A 7,247-nucleotide genomic window follows, 5' to 3' on the forward strand; every position below is an offset into this window, starting at 1 on the left:
ACTCCCCCGAAGGTGCAGCCATAGTAATGAATAGCGGCAAACAAGGCAACTCCCGGCCTCAGGCCCGCATTTTCCAGATCGGCACCGCCGCCAGCGCCACGCATACCGCAACCAGCCACCAGGCCGAGGCAAAGGCTGAAACGGTTGGCAGCCCGCCTTCGTGTTCGCCGAACTCGATGGTGAGGGCAACGATATTCACCCCGAGCGCACCACCCAGCTGACGGGCGAAATTGATCGTACTGGAACCTGCACCCAGCTGTTCCGGCGCGAGCGGGTTCAGAGCTCCCGTCGACAGCGCCGGCAACATAAAGCCTATACCGATTCGGCCCACAACTGCCCACAATGCCAGCCAGACAAACCCGACCAGCGCCCCGGTAGCGGCAAACAACACCGCCGAACAGGCAAACATGGCAATGCCAAACAACACCAGCCCACGGGCACTGCGTTTGTCGGCAAGCCGGCCGGCGACGGGGAACACCATGCCCAGTACGACGCCTGCGGGTAACATCAGCAAGCCCGCTTCTGTGGCCGAGAAGCCCAGCGAAGTCTGCACAAATAACGGGATCAGATAGGTAGAGCCGAACAGCGCCAGACCCAGTGCCATGGCGCCCAGGGTTGCGTACAGAAACACCGGCTCTCGCAGTAACGCCAATCGGACAAGCGGATGGGCGGCACGACGTTCACGTACGATAAATCCAATAATCAGAATCGCAGCCAACGCGCCCTGCCAGGCAATACGCACAGAGTCTCCGGGCCAGTCCTGCAGACGGTTAAGCGTTTCCAGGGTGACAGCAACCGCGGCCCCCAGCAGAACCATACCGGACAGATCGAACATGTAGGGAGCCGGACGGGACCGTGGTGACGGCAGAAAGCGCAAGGCCATCCACACACCCAGCAGGGTGACCGGAGCCGGGGCAAACATCACCCAGCGCCAGTGGAACTGATCCACCAGAAAACCACCGAGGACCGGGCCCAGAGCCGGCGCGAGAATCACACCCATGCCATAGATGCCCATGGCGCGGCCGCGCTGGTCCGCCGGAAAAATCCGGAACACCAGATACATGCCCATGGGCTGCATCAACCCGGCCATGGCCCCTTGCCCAATCCGGGCGGCAATCAACAATTCTGGCGTGGGCGCCAAGCCACCGGCGAGGGAAATCAGCGTGAACATGGCCATGGCGGCACTGAGGGTCTTGCGGACACCGAAGCGGTCCAGCAGCCACGCCGAAGCCAGCATGGTGGTGGTCATGGCGGCAATGAAACCGGTCGCCAGCCAGTGAACCTGGCCCTGGCGGATACCGAACTCCACCATGATATCGTGCAGGGCAACGTTGACCACCGTGGCACTGAGCACCGTGGCCATGGTGCCGAGCACCACGGTAAGCACCGCCAGCCAGCGCCAGCGGTCACCATATCGGGCCCGCAGGCCCTCTACGGATTGATCAGCCAAGACTCACTTCTGCTTCTCGGCGTTTTCCATGATCTTGTGGAAAACCTTGAGCGATGCCTCAATGTCTTTGTCGGAAATGCCGTCAAGCATCTCCTCTCGGAGCGTGGCCGCGCGCTCGGACAACTCATCCATGAACTCGACACCGGCCTTGGTCAGGTGAAGGCGACGGGCGCGACGATCGTTGGGGCATGGGCGGCGCTCAATCAGCCCCTGTTGCTCAAGACTGTCCAGCAAACGTACCAGGGTCGGGTTTTCAATGGCCATCAGGCTGGCCAGTTCGCGCTGGGTCAGGCCTTCACCACCTTGCTGCAGATACACCATGGTGCTCCAACGCGCCTGGGTAACACCCAGATCTTTCAGGCGTTCATCGAGCATTTTGCGCCAGCGGCGGGTTACCCGGGCAACGGCAAACGGAAACTGATCTCTCATGGTTCATTACTCCTGATGGTGATCCGGCATGGGACAAGCAAACGCCACCCCGAAAACCGACAAAAGACTTACCTTATTGGAAATTCACCAATAGTAAGCTAACCATTGAAATAAAAACAGATGTGAAGACAAAAATATAATTGGGGAAAACCGAAAGCTGCGTCAACCGGCCTGACGCAGCTCCTCCTGCATTTCTTCCACTTCCGGTGATTCGTGAAACTCGGTGTTCCGGGGATCCATCTCGGTCAGCACCGGTGAGGTTTCCGGCATGGCCGGAACGAAATGCTCCTGCTCGTCCACCGGAACATCTTCGGTGTGGCTGATGCGGTAGCTGGTAATCACCGCCAATACCAGCAGGAAACCGGCATTGCCATAGAACAGACCGGCCGGACCCAACAGGCTGATCAGCTTGGCCATGGCAATAGGGCCGATGACACTGCCAATACCATAGCTCAGCAGCAAGGTCGCACTGGCGGAGACTATCCGGTTGCTGTCCATACGGTCGTTGGTGATCGCCACTGCGATTGGATAGATGGTGGCCGAAAGGCCGGTAAACAACCCCACCAACAAGGTCAACAACGCCAGGTTGCTCGCACCGAACACCGCGACACCGCCCGCGGAAGCCGAGGCGGCCATCGCCACCCAGAACATGACCCTGCGCCGGTCAAAGCGGTCGCACAGCCGTCCCAGCGGCCAGGCCAGAAGCATGGCCGCCACAATCGCGCTGGCCATAAAGGTAGAGGTGCGCGCCACATCCAGGCCAACCAGCGTGGCGTAAACCGGCCCAAGGGCATAGAAGCCACCGATCATCACCCCACAGATCAGCGCCCCGGCAACGCCCGAAAACGACTCCCGCGCCAGCTTGAACACCGACATGCGACTGGCCTGTTCAATAACCGGCGCCTCCATCCGGGTCAAAGACAACGGAATCAATGCCAGCGTCAACAACATGGCCGCCAGCGAGAACGGCAGGAAGTTGGCCGGGTCACCGACATTGACGATCAACTGGCCGCCGGCGGCCGAAAGATAGAAGACAATCTGATAGACCGCGAAGAGTGCGCCGCGATTAGCGTTGGTGGCCCGACTGGAAAACCAGCTCTCAATGACCACCAGCACCCCGGCAATACTGAACCCGGACAGCACCCGCAGCACGGCCCAGAACACCATGGAAATAGCCATCGGATACATCAGTGCGGTGACCGCCGCCATGGCTGCGAACACCGCAAAGGCACGGATGTGACCCACCCGGCCAATAATCTTGTGCACATACAAGGTGCCAAGCACAAAACCGATGGAGTAACACACCAGCACCCAGCCGATCACATCTGGCGAAATCTCTTCAATACTCAGGCGAATGCCCAACAGAGTCATCAGAAAGGCGTTGCCACTGACCAGAAGGACAATACTGAGTATCAGCGCTGATAAAGACGCAACCATTCGGGTCATCGGAATTCTGCCTGTCGCGATTACAGTGGGTAACAAAAAGAAAAGATAACAACATTATAGATTGTCTGCTGGCGAGCATTTAACCAACCTCTTTATAGCCGCGCCACTAGGGAGTTGCCGAGACCCCGAGCCCGCACTGGCAGGCCGTTTGACAATGTTTTACATTAATGGGTCGTAACAGACCCGATTGGCGGGAGCAGGTAACATATTTGCCATGCAATCTACTGGACCGTGAGCGCCTGGCTATGAAGAAAACGGACTGGCCCATTCGTTGGGATTTACTGCTTCGCTATCGCCTGATCGAGATTATCGCCCTGTGGGAGGGTCGACTGACCACCAACCATATCTGTCACAGCTTTGGTATCGGTCGACAGCAGGCTTCCAAGGACATCAATACTTATCTTCGTGAACTGGCTCCCGGCAATCTGGTCTACGACCGGCACCTGAAAGGCTATGTCCCCTCTGCCAATTTCAAGCCGGTGGTCACCCGGGGCGCCGTATCCGAGTATCAGGATCTTCTGGCCCGCCAGCAGAATCTGAGTGATACCTTCTCCGATCTTGAACTGGGCCTGCCCGGCAACGCCGTCATCCCGGAGGCGGCCCGGCATATAGACCCGGAAGTTATGCGGGCCGTGGTGACCGCCACCCGTTATCATCGCCAGCTGAAGGCGAGCTACGTATCACTGAGCCGCCCGGAAGCCGCCGAGAGTGTGCTGGAACCCCACGCTCTGGTCAGTGCCGGCAACAGCTGGCACATTCGGGCCTGGTGCAGCGCCAACCGGGAATTCCGGGATTTCGCCCTGAGCCGCTTCCACGGCCGTATTGAGGCCCTGCGCCAGAAAGCCCGGCACAACGCCCAGCAGGATGACGACTGGCAGCGGCAGGTGACACTGGAGATCACCCCGGACCAGCGTCTGACCGAAGCCCAGCAAAAGATCATCGCCCGCGACTACGGCATGACCAATGGCCTGCTGCACATCGAAACCCGAGCCGCCCTGGCGCCCTATGTGCTGTCCCGACTGGGCATCACCTACGAAAACAGCCATCCAGACCCATTGGTTCAGCAGCTCGAACTGGCCAACCCGGACCAGCTCGGTTTTGGCAGCAAACGCGAGCGGGCACTCAAGGCGGTGGCCGGTCTCTGCTAGACTGGCCCCGTGACCAGACCGCTCCAGACCTTTACTGCCCTTCTTTGCCTCGGGCTTGTGTTATCGGCGACGCCACTCCAGGCGCAAGCCGATAACCGCTGTGGAGCTTCCGCCACGCCCATCCATCAGGTACAGGGCACCGGCAACCAATCCCCACTGATCGGCCAAACCGTGACCGTAGAAGGCATCCTTGTACTGGATGCCCGAAAACCTGGCGGCTTTTCCGGCTTCTATCTGCAGCAGGCCGATCACCAGACCGATGACAATCCAGCCACCTCCGAAGCACTGTTTGTCTATACCCGCAAAGCCGGTGGCAGCGTGGGTCAGCGGGTGCGGGTTACCGGCACTGTCAAGGAGTTTCACGGCCTGACCGAACTGGCACCGGTGCACAACCTTTCAGTATGCGGCCAGGCATCCCTGCCAGCGCTGATCAACGTATCGCTACCCTGGTCGCAACCACCCGAAAGCCTGGAAAACATGCGGGTGCGTTTCGATGAGCCCCTGACGGTCATCGATAACTACAACCTGGCCAGGTACGGCGAGCTGGCATTGGCGGCCAGCGATCAGGTGATTGCCACAGAACAGTTAGCGCCAGGTCCGGCTGCCCGCACACTGGAACAGCAAAACCTGGCGCAACGGATAACCCTGGACGATGGCCTGGGCAAGCAAAACCCGACGCCGGTGCCCTGGCTATCAGAACGCGATACCGTTCGGGCCGGCGATATCGTGTCAGAACTGGAGGGCGTACTGGATTACCGCTTTGGCCAGTGGCGGGTTCAACCGGGCGCTGTACCACGTTTCCAGGCCCGTAACCCCAGACCACAAGCGCCGACCAAATCAACGGACAGTATCCGGATCATGACCCTGAACCTGCAGAACTACTTCAATGGCGACGGGCAGGGCAAGGGCTTTCCCACGCCACGGGGCGCATCATCGCTCGAGCAGTTTCAGACCCAGAACCGTAAACTCGCCCGAACCATCCAGGACGCGCACCCCGACATCCTTGCCGTGACCGAACTGGAAAATGACGGCTACGGCCCAGACAGTGCGGCGGCTGGCCTGGCCCGGACGCTCGGCGCTGATTGGGCAGTCGTACAGACGCCGGGCAGGGACGGCAACGATGCCATCCGCACTGCCTTGCTGTATCGGGAATCCCGGGTCCGCCCCACTAGCCCGGCTTACAGGCCCGGACCAGGCGAACTTCCAGGCGCGTCCCGCCCGCCACTCGCCCAGGCATTCCGTGCCCGGGGAAGCGAGCTGACGTTCTGGGTGGTGGTACCACATCTGAAATCAAAATCCTGCCGGCATGCAGCGGCCCGAGAACAGGATCAGGGCGACGGGCAGGGCTGCTACAACCGGCAGCGGACCCTCAGCGCCAACGCTATCGTGATCTGGCTCCAGGCACTGGCCGGAGATCCCGAAACCACACCCGTACTGATCTCTGGCGATCTCAATAGCTATGCCCGCGAGGCGCCGGTCGAACAGTTCCAGGAAGCCGGTTTCACCAGCCTGGTACACCAGTATCACCCTTGCTTGCCAATGCAGTGCGAGCACTATACCTACCGGTACCAGGGCCAGAAAGGTACCCTTGATTACGCGCTTGCCAGCCCGGCACTGATGCCTTGGGTTGAGCGGGCGCAAACCTGGAACATCAACGCCGATGAGCCCCGGGCGCTGAGCTACCATCAGACCCCGGATCAGTCGGGCCCGTGGCGATCGTCTGACCACAATCCCGTGCTGACCGATCTGAACCTCACCCCCACCCGCTGACTTGCTGCACCGCCTCCGGAGTCCGGCGGCCGGGCAATAGCGCACGGCCCGCGCCGCGTTAAACTGACAAGGCATTCACAGTAATGAGGTATGCCCGTGGCATCGATCCCTGTACCCGATCTCTGGCCCATGGCCCGAACCGGACAACGCTGGCTGCTCAGAGCCAAACGCCGGGAAGCCGGTGTGGACGGTCATCGCATGATTTTTCTGGAACGCGGCCGGCCCGGCCCGGGGCGTCCGACCCTGGTGCTTATCCATGGCTTTGCCTCCATGAAGGAGAACTGGGCGCTCTGGATGCAGAAGCTGCCTTCGCACTGGCATCTGCTGATTCCGGACCTGCCGGGGCTGGGCGAAAGCCAGTATCAGCCCGCGGCCAGCTATCGCTACGAACGCCAGGCAGAGCGGCTGAGGGACTGGCTGTCTGAATACCCGGGCGACAACCTGCATCTGGCGGGCAGTTCCATGGGCGGTGCCATTGCCGCGATCCTCGCCCATAAGCTGAACCAGCCACCCCGCTCGGTCACACTGCTCAATAGTGCCGGCATTCCGGAACACCCGGATGTGGATATCAACGCGCCCTTCAAGTCTGATCGCGATGCCATTCTTATTCCTGGCGACTGGGCCGGCGTTTACCGCATGTTCAACAGCGTCGGGAATGGCAAGCCCACGGTACCCGGGCTGGCCATGACCGGCCTGCTGGGTCCTGACCTGCTAAAACGGCAAGCGTCGCTACGGCATATTTTCAACGATATGCTGGCCGATGCCCTGGCCCCCGCGCGATTTCTTGGCCCGGACACTCCACCACTGCAAGTGCAATGGGGTGATCGCGACGTGATCACACCAACCCGTTGCGTAGACTGGTTTCGTACCGCTACACCCAATGCGGAAGTTCACGTGTTCCCGGGTGTCGGCCACCTGCCCATGCTGGAGCGCCCGGGCCAATCCGCCAGGGTGTTGCAGGAATTTGTTCAACGACAGGCGAGATAAAGCAATTGGCCTCTCTG

6 protein-coding genes are annotated in these 7,247 nt (G+C 60.4%); 3 read left to right on the plus strand and 3 right to left on the minus strand.

From position 1 onward, the window contains the following. Positions 1-58 precede the first annotated feature (58 nt). The 3 genes from B3Y70_RS02780 to B3Y70_RS02790 all read right to left on the minus strand — a co-directional run bounded on the left by B3Y70_RS02780 (position 59) and on the right by B3Y70_RS02790 (position 3,325). Complete coding sequence (locus tag B3Y70_RS02780; RefSeq protein WP_023008080.1) at positions 59-1,450, minus strand: DHA2 family efflux MFS transporter permease subunit; 1,392 nt, start codon at positions 1,448-1,450, stop codon at positions 59-61. A gap of 3 nt (positions 1,451-1,453) precedes the next feature. Next, on the minus strand, positions 1,454-1,879 hold the full coding sequence (locus B3Y70_RS02785; RefSeq protein ID WP_011783693.1) for a MarR family transcriptional regulator: 426 nt from the start codon (positions 1,877-1,879) through the stop codon (positions 1,454-1,456). 162 nt (positions 1,880-2,041) lie between these two features. Next, complete coding sequence (locus tag B3Y70_RS02790; protein WP_023008081.1) at positions 2,042-3,325, minus strand: MFS transporter; 1,284 nt, start codon at positions 3,323-3,325, stop codon at positions 2,042-2,044. Positions 3,326-3,570: 245 nt separating this feature from the next. On the opposite strand from B3Y70_RS02790, the gene B3Y70_RS02795 reads away from it, so the two are divergent. The 3 genes from B3Y70_RS02795 to B3Y70_RS02805 all read left to right on the plus strand — a co-directional run bounded on the left by B3Y70_RS02795 (position 3,571) and on the right by B3Y70_RS02805 (position 7,230). Continuing rightward, positions 3,571-4,473 (plus strand): helix-turn-helix transcriptional regulator, encoded by a 903-nt coding sequence (locus B3Y70_RS02795; protein ID WP_153739873.1) that lies wholly within the window; start codon positions 3,571-3,573, stop codon positions 4,471-4,473. Positions 4,474-4,482: 9 nt separating this feature from the next. Continuing rightward, positions 4,483-6,243 carry an ExeM/NucH family extracellular endonuclease gene (locus B3Y70_RS02800; protein WP_288589154.1) on the plus strand — a complete coding sequence of 587 codons (1,761 nt, stop codon included), beginning with the start codon at positions 4,483-4,485 and terminating at the stop codon, positions 6,241-6,243. Positions 6,244-6,333: 90 nt separating this feature from the next. Then, positions 6,334-7,230: an alpha/beta fold hydrolase gene (locus B3Y70_RS02805; RefSeq protein WP_041654419.1), complete on the plus strand. Its 897-nt coding sequence runs from the start codon at positions 6,334-6,336 to the stop codon at positions 7,228-7,230. The last annotated feature ends 17 nt before the right edge of the window (positions 7,231-7,247 follow it).

The sequence above is a fragment of the Marinobacter sp. UBA5687 genome, from assembly GCF_002420325.1.
GTDB lineage: Bacteria > Pseudomonadota > Gammaproteobacteria > Pseudomonadales > Oleiphilaceae > Marinobacter > Marinobacter nauticus.